This window comes from Rubrivirga marina (genome assembly GCF_002283365.1).
Classification (GTDB): Bacteria; Bacteroidota; Rhodothermia; order Rhodothermales; family Rubricoccaceae; genus Rubrivirga; species Rubrivirga marina.
In genome coordinates this window covers 3,476,572-3,499,715 of record NZ_MQWD01000001.1, presented here as the reverse complement: position 1 = coordinate 3,499,715, position 23,144 = coordinate 3,476,572, and the positions used below count along the sequence as shown (strand labels likewise).

Sequence of the window (23,144 nt, the reverse complement as noted above, 5' to 3'; positions counted from 1 at the left end):
CGTTTAGCGATCCAGGGGATGAGCTTCCGCGCCCCCCACGTCGGGTGCTTCTCCCGCGCCGCCACGACGAGGGCCTCGACCTCTGGCGGGGTCGTGTGCGGGTGGCCCCGTGCGACGTGGACCGGTCTCCCAGCGCGTCGGTGCCGCCCTCGGCGTGCCGGTCGATCCACTTGTAGGCCGTCTTGCGGGAGACGCCGAACCGGGCGGCGAGGTCGGCGACGGAGTGGAGGCCCTCGGCGTGGAGGGCGACGAGGTGGGCTCGTTGGAGCATGGGGGCGGTGACGGTCCAGGGCACGGCGTGAGCGCGAGAGCGCGGGGAGGGCCATGCCGGGGTGAACGGATCTGTCACCCATCGTCCCGGTCTATTCTGTTACCACTCGTCCCGGTCCATACAGCACGGGCAGCTAACCAGCGCTTGCAGGCCGACCCCACGCGCCAGCGCTCTCGCCTCGCGTGAGCGTCGACGTATCCTCCGCTCCGTCCCGTCGCCGCGCCGCGTGCGGCGGCTGAATCGCAAATCGTTATGTGTCCCCTGCGATGAGGCAGCTTCTGACCCTCCCATTCCTCCTCATCGTGGGCTGCGGCGGGATGTCGGAAGCCGAGCGCCGAGCCGCCTGCTCTGATGTCTACGACAGCGGAGGGGACTTCTACAGCGTTGTGGAGACCGACGGGTGGACGGTCGGCGACTTGCCGCTCTGGTCTACTCCGGAGCAGCTCCGGGCTCAGTTTGGAGCGCCGGACACGTCGTATCAAGAGTTGGTCTGGACCGACGTGTTCGGCGTCATGGTCTTCGCCGTCGAGGCCGACACGCTCGGGTTCACCACGGTCCGCGACTCGCTCGCCTACCCCGGTTGGTACCCGCTCCGCCTCGGGCCGCTGGCGGCCGGTCCTCAGGTGTTCGAGGCCGGGGACCCGGCTTCCAAAGTCGAGCGGGCCTTCCCGGAGTCGTGGCGGTGCCGGAACTGGCCGCTCGCGGCCAACCTCTCCTACCTGCCGTACGACACGGAGGTGTTCGTCGACGACACGACCGGAGGGGGGCGGATCGCCTTCTGGCTCCGCAACGACAGCCTACTCGCCGTCGGTGTGGACTCCCACTTCGACTCGATGAACGACCGCGTACGGTCGCGGCCCTCCGATTGAGGGGGCCACATAACTAGCGTTTGCAGGCCGACCGCGAGTGCCAGCGTCCTCGGCTCGTCCGTGCGGCACAGCCGTCATAGCTTCGTCTGACCGTCGTGCCATCACTCGCGGCGGCTGAATCGCCAAGCGTCTAGGCGGCCAAGCTCTCTGTTGCTTCCATGAACATGCCTGAGCCTCCTCCCTTAGATGAGCCCGTCGCCGAAGCGTGGTTCGACGGCGACCTCGCCCCCGAAGACTTCCGCGCGCTCGGTTACCGAGTCATCGACGCCATCGCCAACCACCTCCGCGACGTCCCTGACCTGCCTGTCTTCGCGGGACGAACACCGGAAGAAGTAGCGCGCACCTTCGACGAACCTCTTCCCAAACACGGCCAGGAACCCGCGCGCATCCTCGACGACTGGGACGAGAAGGTCCTCCCGAACGCCACCCACAACACCTCCCCGCGCTACTTCGGGTACGTCATGGGGTCCGGAACCCCGATGGGCATCCTCGCCGAGGCCCTCGCGGCGTCGGTCAACATGAACGCCGGGGGCTGGAAGCCGGCCCCGTCCGCCACCGAGGTCGAGCGGCGCACGCTCGCGTGGCTCGCTGAGTTGATCGGGTTCGACCCCGCGTGCGGCGGCGTCCTCGTCAGCGGCGGCACGATGGCCAACGTCACCGCGCTCCACACGGCCCTCCGTAACGCGGCCCCCTACGACACCACCCCGCGCGGGCTCCAGGACGAGGCCCGCACCGGCCGCTTCCTCGTTTACGCCTCCGACCACGAGGGCCACGTCTCGCTCGTCCGGGCCGTGGACATGCTGAACCTCGGCCGTGAGGCGCTCCGCCGCGTCCCCAGCCGGGGCGACTTTACGATGGATGTGGGCGCGCTCCGAGGGATGATCGAGGAGGACCGTGCTCGTGGCGACCTCCCGTTCTGCGTCGTCGCCCAGGTCGGCTCCGTCAACGTCGGCGCCATCGACCCCCTCGACGAGATCGCCGACGTGTGCCGGGAGTACGGGCTGTGGTTACACGGCGACGGGGCCTGCGGGGCCGTCGGGGCCATGCTCCCCGAGAAACGGCTGCTCTACGCCGGGCTGGATCGGGCGGACTCCGTCTCGCTCGACCCGCATAAATGGCTCTACGTCCCGTACGAGTGCGGGTGCGTCCTCTTCCGCGACCCCGTGACGCAGCGGCGCGCGTTCACGATGGAGGCGTCGTACCTCCAGGGGATCCTCCCCGACGGCTACCACGGGCACGACTTCTACGAGCTCGGCCCCCAGATGTCGCGGGGGTTCCGGGCGCTCAAGGTGTGGATGACGCTGAAGCACTACGGGGCCGAGGGGTACCGGGCGCTCCTCCGTCAGAACGTCCGCTGCGCCGAGCACCTCGACGCCCTCGTCCGCGCCGACCCCGACTTCGAGCCGCTCCACGCGCCGGTCCTCAACCTCTACTGCTTCCGGTTCGTCCCGGCCCGGCTCCGCGACGACGTCGACGCGCACAGCGAGTACCTCGACCGCCTCAACCAGGCGATCACCGACGCGATCCGGGCCAGCGGGTTGGCCTTCGTGATGACCTCGCAGCTCCGCGGCCGCACCGTCCTTCGACTCTCCATCTGCTCCCACCGAACGAGGCTGGAAGACATCGAACGGGTGTTCGACGACCTCCGCCGGCTCGGGCACGACATCGACAGAGAGACGGGCACGGCCGCAGCCGCCGCACCCGTTGTCGTCGTGTAGCGGCCGGGACGAGTGATAACACTCCAGACCGGGACGATGGGTGACACGGTCGAGGCGGAAGTCTAGGTCTCGAGCGGGTCGTCGCGCTCGTCGGAGCGGCCGGGCCCACAGGCCTCCGACCCCATGCCGCCGTGCCCGCCTCGGCGTCGAGGCGGCCGGGGTCAGTCGCCAGCGAGGAACGAGCGGAGTCGCCAGCCGTCGCCGTCGTCCCAGAACGTGGCGCGGTAGCCGACCGGGCTGAGGGCCGCGTCCGCCTCGACGACCGCGCCGGTCCCGTCGGGCAGGGTGACGGGCCGCCAGCCGTCGTCGTCGGGCGCCATCGTCGGGAGGGCGATCTCCGTGAGCCGGGCGACCTCCGTGCCGTCGGGCCGGTCGTAGGCCGGGACGTCGCGGCCGGGGACGACGACGGTGGTGTAGGGGTCGAGCGTGTCCGGCCAGAACCCCGCGACGTAGGGGACGACGACCGCGCCGTCCTCCTCGACGCTCCCGTGGTCGAGGACGTGCTCGAGGACCGACCACACGGGCTCCTCCGGAGTCGACGCGAACCACGTCTGGTCGAACTCGTCGGGGCCGCCCGCACCGTCGCCGAACGAGAGCCGAGCGTCGGTCGCGACGAGGCCGAGCAGCGCGGCCGTGTCACGGCGGGCGACGACTCCGCGGAGCGTGTCGCGGAACGCAGCGAAGCCCGGGACGGCGGTCCCTTCGTCGATCGGAGAGAGGTCGCCCGCGTAGGCCGGGATCTCGGGGGTGGACGGCAGCGCCTCGACCTCGGGGTCCGATTGGCAGGCCGTGAGGGCGAGGAGAAGCGAGACGAACGAAGCGCGCATGGGGTGGGGGAGAGCTCAGGGGCGCCCGGAAAGAACGCCGCCAGACGGGACCTTCCCGCGTTTTCCTCCCCGGAACGGGCGCGCACGGCGCACCTTCGGGTCCACCATTCGCTCCCGCTCTCTTCCGATGGACCTCCAGCCGCTCCTCGACGCCGCCACCTTCAACGACGACGGCCTCGTCGCCGCCATCGCCCAGGACGACGCCACCGGCGACGTGCTCATGCTCGCCTACATGAACCGCGAGACGCTTCAGCAGACGCTCGAGACCGGCGTCATGACGTACTGGAGCCGGTCGCGCCAGAAGGTCTGGGTCAAGGGCGAGACGAGCGGGAACGTCCAGCGCGTCAAGTCGGCCTACGTGGATTGCGACGGCGACGCGCTCCTGTTCCGGATCGAGCAGGTCGGCGGGGCGGCGTGCCACACGGGCCACCGGAGCTGCTTCTACCGGAAGGTCGAGGACGGCGAGCTCGAAACGGTCGGCGAGCCGGTCTTCGACGCCGACTCGGTCTACAAGTAGCCGGCGCCCTCCAGAGGGAGCCGTCCGGTCCCGCCTCGGCGCCGAGGCGCGCCTAGCTGCGCAGGACGTCGAGCGGCCGGCCGGCCCAGCCCGGGAACAGCCCGTCGCCGGTCGCGATCCCGAGGTGCGGGCCGGCGACGCCGGCGAAGAGCGCCCGGAAGTCGGTCGTGACGGGCAGGTCGCGGCCGTCCTCTAGAGCGTCGGGATCGAGCACGAGGGGCGCGCCGTGCACCTCGCCGCCACGGACGGCGTTGCCGAGGACGAACATGGCGGAGGCCCGGCCGTGGTCGGTCCCGCCCGTCCCGTTCTCGGCGACGGTCCGGCCGAACTCGGTCATCGTCAGGACCACGACGTCGTCCTGGTAGCGTTCGAGGTCGGTCCAGAAGGCGGCGACGCTCTGGGCGAGGTCGGCGGCGCGGCGAGCGAACGAGCCGTCCGCGGCGCCCTGGCGCGCGTGCGTGTCCCACCCGCCGGCCTCGGCGAACGCGACCTGGAGCCCGACGTCGGCCTTGATGAGCTGGGCGATCTGGCGGAGGCTCTCGCCGAGCTCCGAGCGGGGGTAGTCGGCGCCGTTCTCGGGGCGGTATTGGTCGAGCCGGGCCTGGTCGAGCACGTTCGCGGCCTCGAGTCCTTCTCGTCCCGCGCTGCTAAGCAGGTCGCCGGCGGTTTGGGCGTAGAGCGCCTCCAGGCTCTCGCCCGTCGCCGCCATCGCGCCGGGCGCCATCACCCCAAAGTCCTCGAGGTTGGCGATCGCAAGCGCCGGCGCCTCGCCCCGCAGGGAGAGCGGGAGCGCGGGCGTCAGGGCGACGGCCTGGAACGGCGTCGACGGCTCATGGCCGAGAAGGCCCGTCGCGCGGTTGAGCCAGCCGGAGTCGGCACGCTTGTCGCCGGGGCGGCCGGTCTCCATAAAGTCCTGCGCATCAAAGTGCGACCGCGTCGCGACCGGCGAGCCGACGCCGTGGACGATGCCGAGCGTCCCCTCCCGGAAATAGTCTCCGAACGGTCTCAGCGAGGGGTGAAGGCCGAACCGGCCGTCGAGGTCGACGAGCTGGCGGCGGGCGTCGAGGGCCAGCGTCGGGCGGAGCCGGGCCAGCATCGGGTCCGACAGCGGCTGGACCGCCGCGAGGCCGTCCATCGCCCCGCGCTGGAAGACGGTCACCAGCACCTTCCGTCGGCGGAAGGACCCGGACGGCGTCGCCGAGGCGGCCCGGGTCAGGAACGAGGGGACGCCGCCGACGCCGGCAGCGAGCAGGGCGAGGCCGCCCGAGGAGAGGAAGGCGCGACGGGAGGTCATGGCGACGGGGTGGTGGGGCTACTGCCGCTGGAAGGCGGGCGAGCCGAGGACGACCCCGACGACGAAGGCCGCCGTGTCGTCGGGGTCGAACGGTGGCTCGGGGGTCTCGCCGAACACGCCGTCGTCGTCAAGGGCGACCGGCGTCTCGGCCTCGGCCTGGGTGGCCGCCTCGGCGACGCGCCGGGCGAAGGCAGGTTCGCGGACGATCGGCTGGAGCAGCGTGACCGTCGGGGTCGGGTCGCGCCCGGGGAGGAGGGCGCCGACGTAGGTCTGGAGCGCGGCGTCGATGGACTCGGGCTCGCGGCCGGCCGTCAGCACGGCCAGGTCAGGTCGGGCCCCGCGGACGCGGCCGTCGGCGAGTCGGAGGCCGAGGTTCATCCGGGTCAGGAGCAGGCCGGCGTTGACCCACGCGGCGGCGTGGTCCGGGAAACCGGTCGGCGGCTCGGCGTGGTAGGGCGGCTCGCCCATGTCGCGAAGCGGGCCGAGGACCCCGCGGACGTCCTCGATCGGCGTAGCCGTTGCCCGCGCGGCGCTGGCGACGAACTCGAACGGCGTCTTGACCTTCGACGGCGCGCCGTCGGGGCCGGAGCGCGCGGCGTCCCAGAAGGCGCGGTCTTCTACCAGCGCCCGCAAGACGGCAGTGAGGTCGCCGTCGGTCCGGCGGAAGACCGCCGCCAGCCGGCCGACGAGCCCCTCGTCGGGGTCGTCGTCGACGAACCGGATGGCCAGCTTGCGGGCGACGTGCCGGGCGGTCGCCTCGTGCGCCGCGAGCAGGTCGAGCACGTCCTCGCCGTCCTCGATCCCACGCCCGCCCGGGAGGGACCGCCCGAGGACCGTCTTGGGCTCGGCGTCGTGCCAGTTCGGCCGGAACACGAACAGGCCGTCGCGGACGACCGGCGCCCCGCGTGACGCGAGCCGGTCGAGCCCGGCCTCCACTCGCTCGGTCGAGGCCTCGTTGCGATTCGGGACGACGGACCACCCCGTGAACGCGCGCGCCGTGGCGATCACGTCGTCCTGCGAGTAGCCGCCGTCGACGCCCAGGGTGTGGAGCTCGAGGAGTTCGCGGCCGTAGTTCTCGTTGATCCCGCCCCGCCCGGGCGGTCGGCCGAACGTGACGGCCGTACCCGACGGCGCGCGCGACTGCCAGTTGTCGAGGTACGTCAGCATCGCCGGGTGGCGGGCCGTGGCCCCGAGGAGCTCGCGGAACCGGCCGAAGACGTGCGCCCGGATCGCGTCGCGCTCGTAGGTCGGGACGTAGAGGATCTGCCCGCCCCGGCCGTCGACGTTGAAGTGGTTGTACCAGAAGTCGGTGAGGACCTCACGGAGCTGCGCGCGCGCGTGGACGGCGCGCGTGAGCTTGGCCCGGAGCAGGTCGCGCCGAAGGTCGGCGACGCTCCGGATGTCGTTCCGCTCCATCCACCCCTGCAGCCGGTCGCGGATCTCGGGGTCGCGCGGGCCGAAGCCGTCCGGGACGGCGCCCTCGGCGACGGCCTGGCGGAGCGCGAACGCCGGCGTGAGGTAGCGCGACGTGATCTCCTCGGTCGTCCACCCGAGCTGGTCGAGGTCGGCGAGCCGCGGGTCCGAGTCGGGATCCGAGGCGGGCGGGGTCAACTGCTCGTCGATCCACGCCCCGACGCCGCGGCGGGCGACCTCGGCGGCCTCACCGGGCCGCGGTCCGAACGCGAGCCGGTTCAGCGCGTGCGCGGCGGCGGCCTCGTCGGGGAGGCCGGCCTCGGCGTACGGAAGCGGGGCGGGCGCGCGGCGCATGGGCTAGCGGAGGGTGTGGCCGGTGTAGGTCGCGTCGGCGCGGAGGGTCACGAGGTAGTCCCGGAGCCGGCGCCGCTGGCGGACGGTGAACGTGGCCTCGGCTCGAACGGGTAGGTCGAGACCGCGGACGCGGGCGTACCGCACGTCGCGCATGAACCGCCCGCCACGGGGACGCTCGCCCTCCGTCCGAACACGGAGCAGGTGGGGGGCGCCGGACCGCGTGAACCACGCCTCGGCGCGGCCGGCCGGCGAGTCGAACCCGACGCGCCACGCGGCGACGCCGGCCTCGCGGTCGGCCTCGATCCGGTCGGGCTCCGCCGTGCCGAGCAGGGCGAGGGGGAGGAGCGGTGGGGCGTGGACCTCGCGCCCGGCGGGACCGAACGCGCGTTGCCAGCGCTGCCCCTGGCCGCGGCCGCGGTCCGCCGGCACCTCGCGCCCATTCACGAGGACCCGGTCGAGGTCGCGCTCGGGTATCCCTCGGGAGTAGCGGATCCGCCCGTCGGCTTCGACGACCGTCCGGCCCCTCGGCCCGTCGATCGTCCATTCGGCCTCCTCGCGCACGTCGATTCCGGCCAGGCCCTGTGCGGATCGCCGCCAGTCGGTCCGCCACGCCTCGACGACCGATGTCGCGGAGGGCTGGGCGACGGCGGGGGCCGCAGCGAGGACGAGCAGGACGAGGGCGATCCGCATGGGGAGGGGGGAGGTACGCTCAAGAACGCACCCGCCCCGCCGGCCGTGTCACAGAACCGTGGCGACTCCGTCCCGCTTGTGCGCTGCCGCCTGCGGTCGGGGACCCGAGCCTAGCTTCCGGCGTCACCCGGACCATGATGTCTCCCGCTTCCCTCCTCGTCGTCGAGGACGACGACGACCTCCGCCAGACGCTCGCCCGTCGCCTCTCCGACGCCGGCTACGAGGTCGCGACGGCCGCCACCGGCCCCGACGCTCTCGACGCGGTCGCCAAGGCGGTCCCCGACCTCGTGGTGCTCGACGTGATGCTCCCGGGCCTCGACGGGATCGAGGTCTGCCGACGCCTCCGCGCCGACCACCCGCTCCTCTACATCCTCATGCTGACGGCCCGCGCCGACGAGCTCGACCGCGTCGTCGGGCTGGAGGTCGGGGCGGACGACTACGTCACGAAGCCGTTCAGCCTGCAGGAGGTCGTCGCCCGCATCCGGGCCGCGCTCCGCCGCGTGCGGACCGTCCGCGAGCAGATGGCAAGCGGCCCCTCCAGCGATGCCGACGAGCCGATCACGGCCGGCGACCTCGCCATCGACCCGGTCCGCCGCGAGGTGACCGTCGCTGGCGAGCCGGTCCACCTGACGGTCCGCGAGTTCGACCTGCTGCTGTTCCTCGCCCAGCACCCGGACCGGCCGTTCACACGGAGCCAGCTGCTCCAGAAGATCTGGGACATCTCGTACGAGGGGTACGATCGGACCATCGACAGCCACGTCCAGCGGCTCCGCGCGAAGATCGAGGCCGACCCGGGCGACCCGCAGCACGTCCGGACCGTGTGGGGCGTGGGGTACAAGTTCCGCGGGGACGACCACTGACTGCGGAGGGACCACACGAGGGCGCGGCTGGCCCGTCGCCTGCGGGACGCGGCCCGTCGTCCCGTACGCTTTTTTGGCGCGTCGCCGGCGTGCTCGTGGGGGCGCAGGTGGCGACAGCGCTGCTGGCGGTCGGGCTGAGCGGCGTGTTTGCGCAGGACCGGAGCGCGGAGCTCCTGGCCGGCACGCTCCGCCTCCGCCTCGACGCCGTGGCCGAGGAGGTCGAGACGCGGGCCGACATCGGCCCGTTCGGATCCGTCGAGATCGGCAGCCGGCTGCGGTCGGACCTCGGCACGCGCTTCCCCGATCCGCTCGCGCTGCTCGACGAGTCCGGCGCGCTCGTCGAGACGTTCGGCGAGTCGCCGGCACCCGACGTGCCGCTCGACGCGCTCGACGCGCTCGACGCCGGCCGCGTCGCCGTCGACCTCGACGCGCCCGGCGGCGGGTGGGGCCTCGCGCCGATCCTCGCGCCCGACGGCCTGCCCGCCGGCGCGCTCCTCGTTCGGCCGCTCCGCCAAACCGTCGCCGAAGAGCGGGCCGGGACGATGCGGGCGTTCTGGCAGGCCACGCTCGTGACGGTCCTCGTGGCCGTCGCGCTGGCGCTGTTGCTGGGCGCCCTCTTCGCGTCCCGCCTGCTCCGGCCCGTCCGCGACGTCACGCGCCGCGTCGAGCGGCTCGGCGAAGGCGACTATGCCGACCGGCTGCCCGAGGCGGGCGACGACGAGTTGGGGAGGCTGGCCCGCGCCGTCAACGAGATGGCGGCGCGCGTCGAGGTCTCGATCCAGTCGCTCCGCGACACCGACCGGCTCCGCCGCGAGCTCGTCGCCAACGTCGGGCACGACCTCCGGACGCCGCTCGCCGCCCTCCGCGTCACGCTCGACGAGGCCGAGCGGTTCGCCGGCGAGGACCGGAGGGACGACGTGGCCGACGCCGTCGCCGCCGCGCGTCGTCAGGCGGAGGGCGCCGCCGCGCTCGTGGCCGACCTGTTCGAGCTCTCGGTCCTCGACCGGCCCGACCAGGCGCTCCGACTCGGCCTGGTCCCCGTCGGCGAGCTCGTCCGCGACGTGGGGCGCCAGCACGCGCGGGCGTTCGAGGCCGACGGCGTCTCGTTCGAGGTCGATGCGCCCGCCGGGCTCCCGACGGTCGAGGCCGACGGCGCCCGGCTCGTCCGCGCCCTCTCGAACCTCCTCGACAACGCGCGGCGTCACACGCCGTCCGGTGGCTCCGTCCGTCTCGGGGCCGGCGCCGAGGCGGGCCGGGTCGTGCTGGCGGTCGCCGACACGGGCGAGGGGATCGCGCCCGACGTGCTGGAGCACGTGTTCGAGCGGTACTACCGCGGCGAGGGCCCGCGCACGCGCGGCACCGGCACTGGCCTCGGGCTCGCGATCGCCCGCGCCGTTGCGGAGGCACACGGTGGGACACTAGCGGTCGAGAGCGTGCCCGGCGAGGGCGCGACGTTCCGGCTGTCGCTCCCGATCAGTCCAGCGCGTAGCCCAGGAGCGTGAACGTCGGCTCCGTGCCGGACGGCGAGCGCTGGAGTTCGAGGGAGAACGTCCCGCGCCTCCCGAGGCGGAACTGGTCGGGCGCGTCGACCGGGACCAAGGCGGCCCGTTGGGCCGGGTCGGAGGGGGCAGGGGTGGGGTCGACGAGCACGAGCGTCGCCTCGGCCGCGCACAGGATGAGCTGGTCCTCGGGGCACGGCTGGACGTCGGCGATGGCCGCGCGAAGGTTGTAGCGCCCGGGGTCGGCGGCGAGAAGCTGGACGAGGTCGACCTCGGGGTGGTCGCCGGGGCCGGGGTAGAGCGACTCGCTCGTGTCGCAGGCGGCGAGAGAGACGAGGGCGGCCAGGAGGAGCGTGCGCATGGGGGAGGCGGCGGTGATCCCAAGCTGGGAAATCGGCCGAGGCTTCCGAAAGGCCCAACGGCGGGACCTGCAGGGAGCCTACAGCGAGCGTGTACTTTCCGCGTGTCCGCCTCCGTTCCGCCTGCCCACCGCACCGATCATCCATGCGCCACCGGTTCTCGCCACTCCTCGTCCTCGTTCTTCTGTTGGCGCCGCTCGCCCAGGCGCAGACGGCCGACGGGCCGAAGCGGCTCACGCTGGAGACCCTCTTCGCCAGCCCCGAGTTCTACGGCGACGGGTTCCAGGGCGGCCGCTGGGCCGAGTCCGGCGCGAAGCTCCTCTACGTCGACACCGACGACGCCGGGGCCTCCAGCCTCGTCGAACTCGACCTGACCACGAACCAGGAGCGGACGATCATTGACGGGTCGGACCTCGAGAAGCCCGACGGTGACGGCCTGATCGAGATCGAGGACTACGCGTCGTCCGCGGACGGCACCAAGACGCTGCTCTACACCGACTCCGAGCAGGTCTGGCGGCTCAACACGAAGGGCTACTACTACGTCCTCGACAACGAGACGGGCAGGGTCACACCGGTCGCCAGCCGTGCGGCGGGCTTCCAGATGTTCGCTAAGTTCGACCCCGCGGCCGAGCACGTCGCCTTCGTCCGCGACCGGAACCTGTTCGTGGTCGACCTCGCGACCGGCCAGGAGCGCGCGCTCACGACGAACGGGGCCGACGGCGGCGTGATCAACGGGACGTTCGACTGGGTCTATGAGGAGGAGTTCGGCCTCCGCGACGGGTTCCGCTGGAGCCCCGACGGCCGCTACATCGCCTTCTTCCAGCTCGACGAGACGGGCACCCGTGACTTCTCGATGGTCGACTACCGGACGCTCTACCCCGAGACCACGACGTTCCGCTACCCGAAGGCCGGCGAGGCCAACTCGGAGGTCCGCGTCGGCGTGATAGAGGTGGCGACGGGCGACACGACGTTCTTCGACACCGACACGTGGTTCGAGGGCGGCGACGAGACCGAGTACATCGCCTCGATGGGCTGGACGCCGGCCCTGGAGGACGGCGCCTCGGACGTCTGGATGCTCCGCCTCAACCGCGACCAGAACCACGCCGACCTCCTCTACGGCGACCCGGAGGCGGGCACGGTCACGCAGATCCTCGAGGAGGAGAACGACTCCTACATCGAGGTCGAGACCGGCTTCTCGGACCTCTCGACGGGCACGATCACGTACCTCGGCGACGGCGACCACTTCGTCTGGCGGAGCGACCGCGACGGCTACGGCCACCTCTACCTCTACGAGAACGACGGCGACTTTGTCCGACAGGTGACCACCGGCGAGTGGGACGTGACCGACTTCCACGGCGTCGACGAGGAGGCCGGCGTGGCCTACGTCACGACGACGGCCGAGAGCCCGCTCGAGCGCCACCTCTACCGCGTCCCGCTCGACGGCGGCGCGCCCGAGAAGGTCACGACCGGCGCCGGCTGGCACGGCGTCGATCTCAGCCGCGACTTCGACTACTTCGTCGACACCTACTCGACGGCCACGACGCCGGCCACGACGACGCTCTACCGGACGTCCGGCGACGAGATCCGCGTGCTTGTCGACAACGCGGCGCTCATCGAGCGGCTGGCGGGCTACGACCTCCCGGCGCCCGAGTTCATGACGGTCCCGGGCGCCGACGGGACGCCGCTCAACGCGTACCTCGTCAAGCCGCGCGACTTCGATCCGAACCGGGCGCACCCGCTCCTCATCCACACCTACGGCGGCCCGGGCAGCCAGGAGGTCCGGAACAGCTGGGGCGGGCAGGAGCGCCTCTGGCACCACTACCTCGCCGAGACCTACGGCGTGCTGGTGGCCGGCGTCGACAACCGGGGGACGGGCGGCCGCGGCAAGGCGTTCAAGACCGTGACGCAGAACCGGCTCGGCATCCTGGAGGCCGAGGACCAGATCGCCGCCGCGCAGTGGTTCGGCGAGCAGGGCTACGTCGACGAGGACCGGATGGGGATCTGGGGCTGGAGCTACGGCGGCTACCTCACGCTCCTCGCCATGACCTACGGCGACGGCCCCGAGACGTTCGCGGCCGGGATCGCCGTCGCGCCCGTGACGAGCTGGCGCCAGTACGACACGATCTACACCGAGCGCTACCTCTCGACGCCGCAGAAGAACGCCGAGGGCTACGACCTCGGCAGCCCGACGACCTACGCCGGGAACCTGACGGACGAGCAGGACCTCCTCATCGTCCACGGCGGCGCTGACGACAACGTCCACGTCCAGAACACGATGGCGATGGTCGACGCGCTCCAGGCGGCGAACAAGCAGTTCGACCTGATGATCTACCCGGGCCGGAACCACGGGATCTACGGCGGCAACACGCGGCGGCACCTCTACACGATGCTGACCGAGTACGTCGCCGAGCACCTGGCCGGCATGGAACTGATGGCGATCCGGTAGGGCGAGGAGGGGACGGAGCGACCCGCCGTCCCCTCATTCCCTCACCGCTTCCTCACACCGCCCGCATCGACGTGTGGGTGCAGGGGGCCTATACTCATAGGCTCCCCTGAGCATGCACAGTGATCGTCGCGATTGACGGGCCCGCCGGGTCCGGGAAGAGCACGACGGCACGGCGCGTCGCCGAGCGACTCGGGTGGCTCTACCTCGACACCGGTGCCATGTACCGGGCCGTCGGGCTCGCCTTCCGCGAGCAGGGCCTCCCGGTGACCGAGGCGGCCGCGTCTGGCCTCGTCCCCGGCCTCGACGTCCGCCTCGAGCCCGGACCGGGCGGTACCCGCGTCGCCCTCGACGGCGACGACGTGACCGACCGGATCCGCACGCCGGAGGCGTCCCGGGACGCCTCGCGCGTGTCGGCGCTCGCGCCGGTCCGTGCGGCCATGGTGGCCCTCCAGCGGCGCGCCGCCCACGACTACGTGGCGGCGCACCCCGACGGAGGCGTCGTCGTGGAGGGGCGCGACATCGGCACCGTGGTGTTCCCCGGGGCCGACGTCAAGTTCTTTCTCGTGGCCGACCTCGACGCCCGCGCCCGCCGCCGCCTGGCGGACGACGCGGTCGGACCGGCGAGCCCCGATGGACCCGACGCTGTCGCAGCGGCGTTGGATCAGGTCCGGGCCGAGCTCGCCGAGCGGGACCGGCGCGACGAGAGTCGCGACGTCGCCCCTCTGAAGGCGGCCCCCGACGCCGTCACGCTCGACACGACGGCCCTCACCATCGACCAGCAGGTCGAGTCGGTCCTCGACGCGGTCCGCCGCGTCCGGGAGCCCTCGACCCCCTGACCGCGCCACCCGGCGCACTCGTGTTTCGCTTCGCGCGCCCCGGCCCCGGCCGGCGGAGGCACCGCGCGACGCGCCTTTTCACCGCTTAAACCCCTTCGGCGCCTGCCATGCCTCCTGCCCACCCGGGCGGCCGGCCCCGACACTTTCCTATGGCTGACAACCAGCAGACCCCCGAGACGCCCGAGGAGGGCGCTCAGACGACGACCCTCGAGGTCGATTCCCCCGAGACGACGGACGAGGCGACGCCCGCCGCCGCCGACACCCCCACCTCCGACGACACCCCTGAGGCCGAGGCCGGCGAGGGCGACGACGAGGAGACCAGCGACGCCAGCGGCAACGGCGACAGCAGCCCCACGCCCGACCCCACCGGCGACGGGTCCGACGACGACTCGGACGACACCGATGAGTCCGGCGACGGCGGTGTTCTCGACACCGTCGCCCACGCCGTGAGCGACGCCGCTGGCGCGGTCGCCAGCGCGGCCAAGTCCGCCGCGAGCGCCGTGGCCCACGTCGTCTCCGGCGACGGCGCGGACAGCGCCGCCGACCTCGGCTACACCGGCAAGAACCTCGGCCGGACCATCTCCATCGACGAGCTCGAGGAGCGCGACGAGCGGAACGCCGGCAAGCTCGGCATCGGCGCGCACGCCGCGGTCATGGACGAGGGCGCCGCGCCCGACGAGATGGCCGACCTCTACGGCCGCTCCCTCTCCGCCGTCGAGGCGGACCAGATCGTGACCGGCAAGGTCGTCGGCCTGACCGAGAAGGAGGTCGTCGTCGACATCGGCTTCAAGTCCGACGGCGTCGTCGCCAAGAACGAGTTCGGCGAGGTCCCGGAGCTCGGCGACGAGATCGACGTGTACGTCGAGCGCCTGGAGGACCGCCGCGGCCAGCTCACGCTGAGCTACACGAAGGCGAACCACAAGCTCCGCTGGAACATCTTCGAGGGCGCGCTCGACTCGGGCGCCGTCATCGAGGGCGAGATCGTCAAGCGGATCAAGGGCGGCATGATCGTCAACCTGCTCGGCTCGGAGGCCTTCCTCCCGGGCTCCCAGGTCGACGTCCGGCCCGTCCGGGACTTCGACGTCTACATCGGCAAGACGATGGAGTTCAAGGTGGTCAAGACGAACCCCCAGAACGGGAACGTCGTGATCTCCCACAAGGCGCTCATCGAGAAGGACCTCCAGGAGCAGCGGAAGCACATCCTCGACTCGCTCGAGGTGGGCCAGGTCCTCGAGGGCCAGGTCAAGAACATCGTCAACTTCGGCGCCTTCGTCGACCTCGGCGGCGTCGACGGGCTCCTCCACATCACCGACATCTCGTGGGGCCGGGTCGGCCACCCGAGCGAGGTGCTGGAGCTCGACCAGAAGCTCAACGTCGTCGTCCTCGACTACGACAAGGAGCGCCAGCGGATCTCGCTCGGCTACAAGCAGCTCCAGGAGCACCCGTGGGAGAACCTCGCGGAGCGGATCGTGGAGGGCATGCAGATCGAGGGCCGCGTGGTCTCGATCACCGACTACGGCGCGTTCGTCGAGATCGAGCCGGGCATCGAGGGCCTCGTCCACATCTCCGAGATGTCGTGGACGGAGCACGTGAAGCACCCCACCCAGAAGGTCCAGCTGGGCCAGACGGTCAACGTGAAGGTGCTCAAGGTCGACGAGGACACGAAGAAGATCTCGCTCGGCATGAAGCAGCTCGAGCCCGACCCGTGGGAGGGCCTGCTCGACCGGTTCCCGGTCGGCACGGTCACCCGCGGCAAGGTCCGGAACATCACGACCTTCGGCGCCTTCGTCGAGATCGAGCAGGGGATCGACGGGCTCGTCCACGTCTCCGACCTCTCCTGGACGCGGCGCGTGAAGCACCCGTCCGAGGTGGTCAAGAAGGGGATGGACCTCGACGTGATCGTCCTCGACATCGACATCGCCCAGCGGCGGATCTCCCTCGGCCACAAGCAGGTCTCGACCGACCCGTGGCAGAAGGTCTCGGAGGTCTACACCGAGGGCTCGGAGGCCACCGGGACCGTCGCCGAGATCAACGACGGCGGCGTCGTCGTCGACCTCGCGATGGACGTCGAGGCGTTCGTCCCGGCGAGCCACCTCCTCCGCGGCGGCCGCCCGGCCGATGCCTACCAGATCGGCGACGAGCTCGAGCTCCAGGTGATCCGGATGGACCGCGAGGACCGCGAGCTGGTCATGTCCGAGACGGCCAAGCAGCGGGCCGAGGAGCGCGCCTCCCGCGACGCCGAGTACCGCGAGAAGCGGAACCAGGAGCGCGAGGAGCGCCGGCAGGTCGAGAGCTACGGCTCCACCCAGTCGGGCCCCGCCACCCTCGGCGAGCTCTCCGGCCTGGCCGCCCTGCGCCAGCAGATGGCGCAGGCCGAGGCCAACGCCACCTCCGACGAGGACACCAACGAGCCCCCGGTGACGCAGGGCAAGGGCACGACGGACCTCGAAGGCCAGGTCGGCGAGGGCAACCGCGTCGAGACCGACGAGGTCCCGCGCGGCTCCGACGAGGAGACTCGGCAGCGCGTCGAGGACACCGGCCTCACGCCGTCGTCCGAGAACGCGCAGGCCACCCTCAAGTCCGGCACGCCGGCGGAGGAGGGCTCGCTCGCCTCGGCGACCGAGACGGCCATCGGCGAGGAGACCCCGACCACGGCCTCGACCGGCTCCACGGAGCCGGACTACCAGGGCCCGGGCGTCGACTCGACCGACGACGTCGAGGTCCCGGAGGTCCTGGCGAAGCCGGCCGGCGAGGTCGTCGACGAGGCCCTCGGGTCCGAGGACGACGGCCCGTCCGCCGACACCGAGCTCGGCAAGGCCGAGGCCGACGTGGACGACGAGGTCGACAACTCGTAGTCCGCGCTCCGCTGAGACACCGCGGGCGGCGGCTTCTTCGGAGGCCGCCGCCCGTTTTTTGTTCGCCCGCCTCGGTAGGGCCGTGGGAGGAGCCGGGAGCCGCGCCGGGCGCGCGTCGTTGGAGGCGACCCCTCACACCCCGCACATGCTCGACGCCACCACCCTCCGCGAACTCGCCGACCTCGCCGGTCCCGAGCGGGCCTTCCTCACGGTGTACCTCGACGCGGCCGACGACCCGTCCGTCCTCGACGCCCGGTTCACGCGGATCCGCACGCTCCTGGCCGACGAGCCCGAGGAACTGGAGCACTTCGAGGAGAGCCTCGCCCTGGCCCGCGAGATGATCGACACGCATGACGCGCCAGAGGGCGGTGCGTTGGCGGTCTACGCGTCGTGGGCGGCCGACCTCCGCTTGGCCTACGCGCTCCCCGAGCCCGTCGGCACGAAGGTGTGGATGGGCGACGCCCCGTTCCTCCGTCCGGCGTTCGAGCTCCTCGACGAGCACGAGACGTACGCGGTGGTCGTCCTCGACAACGAGAAGGCCCGGATCTATCTCGTCTCCGCCGACGAGGTCGACGAAGAGGGGCGCGTGCGAGGCGACGTCAAGAACCGGGTCAAGAAGGGGGGGTGGAGCCAGAAGCGGTACGCGCGGCGCCGCGAGAAGCAGATCGAAACGTACGCGACGGAGCTCGCAGATGGACTGGCGGCGCTCCATGCCGAGCGACCGTTCGCGCGCCTCGTCCTCGTCGGCTCCAACGAACCCGTCCAGGCCCTGACGGCGGCGCTGCGGACGGACCTCAAGGACAAGCTCGTCGGCACGACGTCGGTCGACGGGAACGCCTCGGACGCCGACGCGCTGGAGGCCGCGGCCGACCTCGCGGAAGCGGGCGAGCGCCAGTCAGAACAGGAGCTGTGGCACGCCATCCGCGAGCAGGGCGTCGGGCCCGGCCTCGCGGCGTTTGGCGCCACGTCGGTGTGGAACGCGCTGCGGGCGGCCCGCGCCGAGTCCGTCCTCGTCGACCGTGAGGCCGACCTGGCCGGGACGAAGTGTCGGGCCTGCGAGCACGTCGTCCACGGGACGCCCCAGACGTGTGGCGCATGCGGGTCCAAGGACGTCTTTCGCGTCGACCTCGTCGAGACCGTCACGGAGCAGGCCGCCCGCACCGGCGCCGAGGTCGACTTCGCCGACCCGTTCGACGCCCTGACCGAGGTGGGCGGGATCGCTGCGCTGCTGCGCTATTGAGGATGGCGTGATCGGGAGATCGGGTGAGTGGGCGCGGCGCCCGCGGCACGCCCGTTCTTCCGGCGTCCCACGCGTCCATTACCCGGCCGCTTCTCCCCTGATGCCTACGGACTGGAAGGCCCGTCTTACCCCGATGCAGTACCGCGTGCTCCGCGAGGGCCACACCGAGCGGGCGTTCACGGGCGCGTACCACGACGAGGCCGCGGCGGGCGTCTACCGCTGCGCGGGCTGCGGCGCCCCGCTCTTCGCGAGCGACGACAAGTTCGACAGCGGCAGCGGGTGGCCGAGCTTCACGGAGGCCCTCGGCGAGAGCGTCCACTTGCGCGATGACCGGTCACACGGGATGGTTCGGATCGAGGCCGTGTGCGCGTCGTGTGGCGGTCATCTCGGTCACCTGTTCGACGACGGGCCGCGCGAGCGCGGGGGGCTTCGCTACTGCATCAACTCGGCCGCCCTGGACCTCGACCGGGCCGACGGAGGATCCGGCGGGGCCTAGCCCGGCGTACGTTCCGCGCTCCGTCGTCTTCCCCGTGCCCGTCCGCCTCGTCCTCCTGCTCGCCGTCCTCGCCACGGGTGCGGCGCGGTCCCAGACCACCGACCCGGCGCCCGACGTCCGGTTCGACCGGCTGGGGCTGGACCTGCCGCACCCCGAGGTTCAGGCGCTCGCGCAGGACGCCGACGGCTTGATCTGGATCGGCACGCGGGACGGGCTCCTCCGCTACGACGGCCTCGGCCCGACGCTGCTTCGGCGCGACGTCGGCGACGCCCGTTCGCTCCCCTCGAACGACGTGGAGGCCCTGCTGGTCGACGGCGCGGGCCGGCTCTGGGTCGGGACCCAACGCGGGGTCGCCCGCCTCGACCCGCGGACCGACCGGTTCACCCGTGTCACGCCGGCGGAGGGGACCTGTGGGGGCGCGGCGACGTGGCTCGCGGAGACGGGCCCCGGCCAGATCCTGTACGGGTCGCGCCGCGCCGGCCTCTGCCGCCTCGACGCCGCGTCCGGCGAGCGGCAGCGGATCCGCGTCCCGTGGGGCGGGGCGGACGGCCGCGCCTGGGAAGTCCAGACTGTCGCCAGCGGCGCCGCGTGGGTCCTCGGCCCGCGGCCCGAGGACGCGTGCCGCGTCGACCCCGGGCCGGACGCGCGGTGCCGGTCGATCGACCTCAGTGGGTTCGGCCCACGCGTGCTCGGGCTCGATGCTGAGGGGCGGCTGCTGGCGTACGGTCGCCCCCTCGACGGCGGCCCCCACGAGCTCCGCCGCTGGAGCCGCGGCCGGTTCGTCCCGGTCGTCCGGGACCTCCCCGAGGTGGGGTGGACCGAGAGCGCCGACCTCGTCGTCGTCGGGCGCGAGGCCTGGCTGGGGACGGCGACCGACGGCCTGCTGGCCGTCGGCCTGGAAACGAGCGACTGGCGCTGGCTGGGGCCGCGTCCCGGCGACCCGACGTCGCTCCCGGCCCCCCGCGTCCGCGCCCTGCTGGTGGACCGCCAGGGCGGGGCGTGGGTCGGGACGTCCCGCGGCGTGGCCGCGTGGCGGGCTCCGGCGCAGCCATTCCGCGTGTACCGCCGGTTCACGGGCGAACCCGGCGAGATCTCCGACGACCGCGTGAACGGGATGACCGAGGCGCGGGGCGGCGCGCTCTGGGTGGCGACGAACGACGGCCTCAACCGGCTCGACCCGGAGACCGACCGGTTCGAGACGTTCCGGATCCCGGAGGTCCAGGGCGCCGGCCCGCCCGCCTGGGTGCCCGACCGCGACGACCCCTTCCGCGACGCGTGGTGGCAGGTCTTCGAAGGCGCCGACGGGACGCTGTGGGTGGGGGGCAAGCGGGCCGGCCTCTTCCGCCTCGACCGCCGCACCGGCCGGTTCCGTCGCGAGGCGGAGGCCAGCCGTGCCCTCGGCCTCACCGAGGCGGACGGGACGACGCCTCGAGGCTTCGGGGTGCGCCACATCTACGAGGACGAGGCCGGGCGGCTCTGGGTCGGCACGACGGGGGAGGGGCTCGCGCTCCGGCAGGCGGACGGGCGCTGGGTCGGCGTCTTCCCAGCGAGCGGGGCGGGCAGCCTGCCGCACCCGAACGTCAACCGGGTCCACGAGGCGGAGGACGGCACGCTCTGGGTCGGCACGGACGCCGGGCTCGCGCGCGTCGTCGACCCGGGAGCCGGGAGGGAGATGACGTTCGAGCCGGTCGACCTCGGCGAGAGTGCGCCGGTCTGGGCCGTCGCGGAGAGCCCCGCAACGCCGGGCAAGCTGTGGGTGGGGACCGTGGGCAACGGCCTGCTCGCGTTCGACCCCGAATCCGGACGGGCGGTCCGGGTGGGGGGCGACGAGTTTCCGAGCGACCTCGTGTACGGCGTCCTGACGGACGAGACCGGCCAGGTCTGGGCGAGCACGAACCGCGGCCTCGCGCGCTACGACCCGACCTCGGACTGCCTCTCGGTCTATGACGCCGGCAACGGGCTCCGCGACGACGCCTTCGACCTGATGGCCTTCGACCGGAGCCCGACGACCGGCGAGCTCTGGTTCGGCGGGCCGAACGGACTCGTTCGCGTCGATCCCGATGGCGTCGGGCTCGCGACGTACCACCCGCCCGTGGCGTTCACGGGCGTCGAGGTGTTCGACCGGCGACGCGCCGGGCGCCCGCTCGACGGCGACACGATCCGCGTAGCCCACGACGAGAACTTCCTGACGGTCCAGTTCGCCGCGCTCGACTACACCGCGCCACGCCAGCTCCGCTACCTCTACCGGTTGCTGGGGGTCGACGCCGACTGGCGGGAGACGACGGGGGAGCGGCCGCTGGCGACCTACACGGCCCTCGAACCGGGGACGTACACGCTTCTCGTGCTCGGGTCCAACGCCGACGGCGTGTGGAACGACGAGCCGGCGCGGCTCACGATCGTCGTAGAACCAGCCTGGTGGCAGGGGATCCCGGCGCGGGCCGTGGCACTGCTCCTTCTCGCCGGGCTCGGACTGGTCGGCGTTCTCGGGGTGATGCACCTCGCGGCTCGGGACTACCGCCGCCGCCAGCAGGATGTCGCCGACGACCTCCACCGCGGGCCGGTCCGGGGGATCGGGGAGATCGGGCGGGACCTCGACGGCGTCGAGACGGACGGCGAGGTCGTCCGCCGCGTCCGACGGAGGGTGGGCGAGGTCGAGGTCGGGCTCCACGACGCGCTGATCCGCCTCCGTCCCGCCGCGGCCGGCACGCTCGGCCTCACGCGCGCCCTCGACGCGACCGTCCGCCGCGCCCGCCAGCAGGCTCCGGACGTGGCGATCCAGACCGACTGGTCGGCCGCCCCGGCCTCGCTGCCCGACGACCTCCAGCACGACTTCGTTTCGGTGTTGGCCTGTTTGCTGGACCACGCGCTCCAGACGGCCGATCCGGACGAACTCCGCGTGACCGTCACGGTCGACGACACGGGCATCGGGCTCCGCGTCGTTGCGGACCGCCCGGTGGCCGTCCGCGCGCCGGGCCTCCGGCGGCGCCTGCCGGGGACGAAGAACCCGCTCGTGCAAGCGCTCCGCATCGTCCGCCAGCGCGGCGGCGCGCTCGACGTCGAGCCGACCGAGGCGGGCAGTGTCGTCTCCGTCCGCCTCGGGCGCTAGCGGAACCAGCTCACGGGGTTGACGGCCTGGCCCCCCTGGTAGAGGGCGAAGAACAGGCTCGACCCGCGCCGCTGCGCCGTCGTGCCGGCCCGTCCGACGACCTGCCCGGCCTGGATCCGCTGGCCCTGGCTGACGCCGACCTGCGAGAGGTTGCCGTAGAGTGTGACGAACTCGCCGTGCGAGATCATCACGTAGGTCCCATAGGTCGGGATCGTCCCGATCCGCTGGACGACGCCCTCGAACACGGCCCGCGCCGGCGCGCCGGGCCGCGTCGAGATGTCGATGCCGGGGGACGACGTGGTCGTGTTCGTGACGGGGTCCGTCCGCGTCCCGAACGAGCCGGTGACGGTGCCCTCGACGGGCCTGGGGAGGCGGCCGCGGTTCGAGCGGAACGAGCCCGTGAGGTCGACGACGCGGTCCTCGGCGGGCTCCGGCGGTGGGGCAGGGCGCGCCGCGGGCGTCGGGGGGGGCGCAGGCGTCGGTGCGGGCGGCGGCTCCGCGGCAGCGATCGGAGGCGAGGGGTCAGGTGTCGTGGTGCGAGGCTCCGGCCGGCGTCGGATCTGGTCGGCCTCCTGCGCGCGCCGCTCGGCCTCGCGGGCGCGCCGCTGGACCTCCGCGACCCGGGCCGCCTCGGCGGCGGCGGCGGCCTGTCGCTGGCGCTCGGCCTCTTCGGCCGCGCGGCGCTGGCGTTCCGCCTCGGCGCGCGCACGCTCCTGGGCGACGAGGTCCTGGACGAGGCCGGCGAGTTGCTGCGCGTCCGTCCGGCGCTGTTGGAGCTCGCGCTCGAGGCGTCCGCGTTGCGAGCGGAGGTCGGTCACGAGGGCCGCGCGCTCGCGGCGGCTCTGGGCGATCCGCGCCTGCTCGGCCTGGCTCTGCTGGAGGAGCCGCTGCGTCTCCTCGAGCGACTCCCGGACTTCCTGCTCTCGCCCCCGCATCTCGCCCGTCTTCTGCGCGATCCGCTCGACCTGCCCGCGGCGGCGCCGCGCGAACTGCTGGAGGTAGCGGGCGCGGACGATCATCTGGTTGACGGAGCCCGCGGCGAGGATGAGCGCGAGCGAGTTGCGGCGGCCATGCATGTAGGCGTGGCGCGCGCGGGTGCGGTACGACCGCTTGGCGTCCTCGATCTCGGTCTCCAGCCGCTCGATCGAGCGCCGGAGCGTTTGCGTCTCCGCCCGCGTCGTGTCGATCCGGTTGCGGTAGCCGGCGACGAGCGTCTCGCGGAGCTGGACCTCGGCCTCGAGCCCTTCGAGCGCCTGGAGCGCGCTCTGCTCCTGGCCGCGGGTCTGGCGGACCTGCCGCTCGACGGCCGAGATCTGGTCGCGGAGGCTCGACAGCCGCTGCTCCGTGGCCGCCCGGTCCTGCGCGAAGGCGGGGGCCGTGACGAGGCAGCAGAGAAGAGCGGCGCGGAGCATGGGGGGAGTGTCGGCGGGTCGGGCGGAAGGTAAAGGTTGGGGGTCCGAGGTTCGAAGGGCGCCGCTCAATCTGTCCGAGGCG

17 protein-coding genes and 1 pseudogene are annotated in these 23,144 nt (G+C 72.8%); 11 read left to right on the top strand and 7 right to left on the bottom strand.

The genetic code is table 11. From position 1 onward, the window contains the following. Positions 1-91 precede the first annotated feature (91 nt). A pseudogene (locus BSZ37_RS22865) lies at positions 92-271 on the bottom strand (helix-turn-helix domain-containing protein); the annotation flags it as partial. Between the two features lie 266 nt (positions 272-537). Between BSZ37_RS22865 and BSZ37_RS14820 the strand changes: the two are divergent. Both BSZ37_RS14820 and BSZ37_RS14815 read left to right on the top strand, forming a co-directional pair. Further along, complete coding sequence (locus tag BSZ37_RS14820) at positions 538-1,140, top strand: hypothetical protein (protein ID WP_095511302.1); 603 nt, start codon at positions 538-540, stop codon at positions 1,138-1,140. A 164-nt stretch (positions 1,141-1,304) separates the two neighbouring features. After that, on the top strand, positions 1,305-2,858 hold the full coding sequence (locus BSZ37_RS14815) for a pyridoxal phosphate-dependent decarboxylase family protein (RefSeq protein WP_095512408.1): 1,554 nt from the start codon (positions 1,305-1,307) through the stop codon (positions 2,856-2,858). Between the two features lie 161 nt (positions 2,859-3,019). On the opposite strand, the gene BSZ37_RS14810 is transcribed toward BSZ37_RS14815, so the two are convergent. Then, the gene (locus tag BSZ37_RS14810; protein WP_095511301.1) at positions 3,020-3,685 is read right to left on the bottom strand and encodes a hypothetical protein; all 666 of its coding nucleotides are present in this window, start codon (positions 3,683-3,685) and stop codon (positions 3,020-3,022) included. Positions 3,686-3,812: 127 nt separating this feature from the next. Between BSZ37_RS14810 and hisI the strand changes: the two genes are divergently transcribed. Beyond that, complete coding sequence (gene hisI, locus BSZ37_RS14805; protein ID WP_095511300.1) at positions 3,813-4,202, top strand: phosphoribosyl-AMP cyclohydrolase; 390 nt, start codon at positions 3,813-3,815, stop codon at positions 4,200-4,202. Between the two features lie 52 nt (positions 4,203-4,254). Here hisI and BSZ37_RS14800 read toward each other — a convergent pair whose 3' ends face one another. Genes BSZ37_RS14800 through BSZ37_RS14790 form a run of 3 tightly spaced genes read right to left on the bottom strand, consistent with a single transcriptional unit; the run spans position 4,255 to position 7,953 of the window. Beyond that, on the bottom strand, positions 4,255-5,496 hold the full coding sequence (locus BSZ37_RS14800) for a DUF1501 domain-containing protein (protein ID WP_095511299.1): 1,242 nt from the start codon (positions 5,494-5,496) through the stop codon (positions 4,255-4,257). Between the two features lie 18 nt (positions 5,497-5,514). Next, positions 5,515-7,263 carry a DUF1800 domain-containing protein gene (locus BSZ37_RS14795; protein ID WP_095511298.1) on the bottom strand — a complete coding sequence of 583 codons (1,749 nt, stop codon included), beginning with the start codon at positions 7,261-7,263 and terminating at the stop codon, positions 5,515-5,517. A gap of 3 nt (positions 7,264-7,266) precedes the next feature. Continuing rightward, positions 7,267-7,953 carry a hypothetical protein gene (locus BSZ37_RS14790; RefSeq protein WP_095511297.1) on the bottom strand — a complete coding sequence of 229 codons (687 nt, stop codon included), beginning with the start codon at positions 7,951-7,953 and terminating at the stop codon, positions 7,267-7,269. A 137-nt stretch (positions 7,954-8,090) separates the two neighbouring features. On the opposite strand from BSZ37_RS14790, the gene BSZ37_RS14785 reads away from it, so the two are divergent. Together BSZ37_RS14785 and BSZ37_RS14780 are read left to right on the top strand one after the other, a co-directional pair. Further along, positions 8,091-8,813, top strand: a complete 723-nt coding sequence (locus tag BSZ37_RS14785) for a response regulator transcription factor (RefSeq protein WP_095512407.1) — start codon at positions 8,091-8,093, stop codon at positions 8,811-8,813. An 89-nt stretch (positions 8,814-8,902) separates the two neighbouring features. Next, a complete protein-coding gene (locus tag BSZ37_RS14780) occupies positions 8,903-10,315 on the top strand; it encodes a sensor histidine kinase (protein WP_218830514.1) in 1,413 nt (470 codons plus the stop codon). Here BSZ37_RS14780 and BSZ37_RS14775 read toward each other — a convergent pair. After that, positions 10,287-10,673 carry a hypothetical protein gene (locus tag BSZ37_RS14775; protein WP_095511296.1) on the bottom strand — a complete coding sequence of 129 codons (387 nt, stop codon included), beginning with the start codon at positions 10,671-10,673 and terminating at the stop codon, positions 10,287-10,289. The genes BSZ37_RS14780 and BSZ37_RS14775 overlap by 29 nt on opposite strands. Before the next feature lie 143 nt (positions 10,674-10,816). Here BSZ37_RS14775 and BSZ37_RS14770 point away from each other — a divergent pair, with 143 nt between their 5' ends. The 6 genes from BSZ37_RS14770 to BSZ37_RS14745 all read left to right on the top strand — a co-directional run bounded on the left by BSZ37_RS14770 (position 10,817) and on the right by BSZ37_RS14745 (position 21,650). Next, positions 10,817-13,117, top strand: coding sequence for a S9 family peptidase (locus tag BSZ37_RS14770; RefSeq protein ID WP_095511295.1), 2,301 nt, complete (start codon positions 10,817-10,819; stop codon positions 13,115-13,117). A 119-nt stretch (positions 13,118-13,236) separates the two neighbouring features. Continuing rightward, positions 13,237-13,953 (top strand): (d)CMP kinase, encoded by a 717-nt coding sequence (gene cmk / locus BSZ37_RS14765; RefSeq protein ID WP_095511294.1) that lies wholly within the window; start codon positions 13,237-13,239, stop codon positions 13,951-13,953. 149 nt (positions 13,954-14,102) lie between these two features. Next, on the top strand, positions 14,103-16,808 hold the full coding sequence (rpsA, locus tag BSZ37_RS14760) for a 30S ribosomal protein S1 (protein WP_179299664.1): 2,706 nt from the start codon (positions 14,103-14,105) through the stop codon (positions 16,806-16,808). 145 nt (positions 16,809-16,953) lie between these two features. Next, positions 16,954-18,048: a baeRF10 domain-containing protein gene (locus BSZ37_RS14755; protein WP_095511292.1), complete on the top strand. Its 1,095-nt coding sequence runs from the start codon at positions 16,954-16,956 to the stop codon at positions 18,046-18,048. A gap of 100 nt (positions 18,049-18,148) precedes the next feature. After that, positions 18,149-18,544, top strand: coding sequence for a peptide-methionine (R)-S-oxide reductase MsrB (msrB, locus tag BSZ37_RS14750; RefSeq protein ID WP_095511291.1), 396 nt, complete (start codon positions 18,149-18,151; stop codon positions 18,542-18,544). Positions 18,545-18,578: 34 nt separating this feature from the next. After that, a complete protein-coding gene (locus BSZ37_RS14745) occupies positions 18,579-21,650 on the top strand; it encodes a two-component regulator propeller domain-containing protein (RefSeq protein ID WP_179299663.1) in 3,072 nt (1,023 codons plus the stop codon). Here BSZ37_RS14745 and BSZ37_RS14740 read toward each other — a convergent pair. After that, positions 21,647-23,062 carry a murein hydrolase activator EnvC family protein gene (locus BSZ37_RS14740; protein WP_095511289.1) on the bottom strand — a complete coding sequence of 472 codons (1,416 nt, stop codon included), beginning with the start codon at positions 23,060-23,062 and terminating at the stop codon, positions 21,647-21,649. The two genes, BSZ37_RS14745 and BSZ37_RS14740, sit on opposite strands and share 4 nt — an antisense overlap. Positions 23,063-23,144 lie beyond the last annotated feature (82 nt).

Excerpts from the sequence above, each read along its gene's own strand:
- rpsA (WP_179299664.1), top strand. The coding sequence starts at position 14,103 with ATGGCTGACAACCAGCAGACCCCCGAGACGCCCGAGGAGGGCGCTCAG.
- BSZ37_RS14810 (WP_095511301.1), bottom strand. The coding sequence starts at position 3,685 with ATGCGCGCTTCGTTCGTCTCGCTTCTCCTCGCCCTCACGGCCTGCCAA.
- msrB (WP_095511291.1), top strand. The coding sequence starts at position 18,149 with ATGCCTACGGACTGGAAGGCCCGTCTTACCCCGATGCAGTACCGCGTG.
- BSZ37_RS14785 (WP_095512407.1), top strand. The coding sequence starts at position 8,091 with ATGTCTCCCGCTTCCCTCCTCGTCGTCGAGGACGACGACGACCTCCGC.
- BSZ37_RS14820 (WP_095511302.1), top strand. The coding sequence starts at position 538 with ATGAGGCAGCTTCTGACCCTCCCATTCCTCCTCATCGTGGGCTGCGGC.
- BSZ37_RS14800 (WP_095511299.1), bottom strand. The coding sequence starts at position 5,496 with ATGACCTCCCGTCGCGCCTTCCTCTCCTCGGGCGGCCTCGCCCTGCTC.
- BSZ37_RS14740 (WP_095511289.1), bottom strand. The coding sequence starts at position 23,062 with ATGCTCCGCGCCGCTCTTCTCTGCTGCCTCGTCACGGCCCCCGCCTTC.
- BSZ37_RS14770 (WP_095511295.1), top strand. The coding sequence starts at position 10,817 with ATGCGCCACCGGTTCTCGCCACTCCTCGTCCTCGTTCTTCTGTTGGCG.
- BSZ37_RS14755 (WP_095511292.1), top strand. The coding sequence starts at position 16,954 with ATGCTCGACGCCACCACCCTCCGCGAACTCGCCGACCTCGCCGGTCCC.
- hisI (WP_095511300.1), top strand. The coding sequence starts at position 3,813 with ATGGACCTCCAGCCGCTCCTCGACGCCGCCACCTTCAACGACGACGGC.
- BSZ37_RS14795 (WP_095511298.1), bottom strand. The coding sequence starts at position 7,263 with ATGCGCCGCGCGCCCGCCCCGCTTCCGTACGCCGAGGCCGGCCTCCCC.
- BSZ37_RS14790 (WP_095511297.1), bottom strand. The coding sequence starts at position 7,953 with ATGCGGATCGCCCTCGTCCTGCTCGTCCTCGCTGCGGCCCCCGCCGTC.
- BSZ37_RS14775 (WP_095511296.1), bottom strand. The coding sequence starts at position 10,673 with ATGCGCACGCTCCTCCTGGCCGCCCTCGTCTCTCTCGCCGCCTGCGAC.
- BSZ37_RS14815 (WP_095512408.1), top strand. The coding sequence starts at position 1,305 with ATGCCTGAGCCTCCTCCCTTAGATGAGCCCGTCGCCGAAGCGTGGTTC.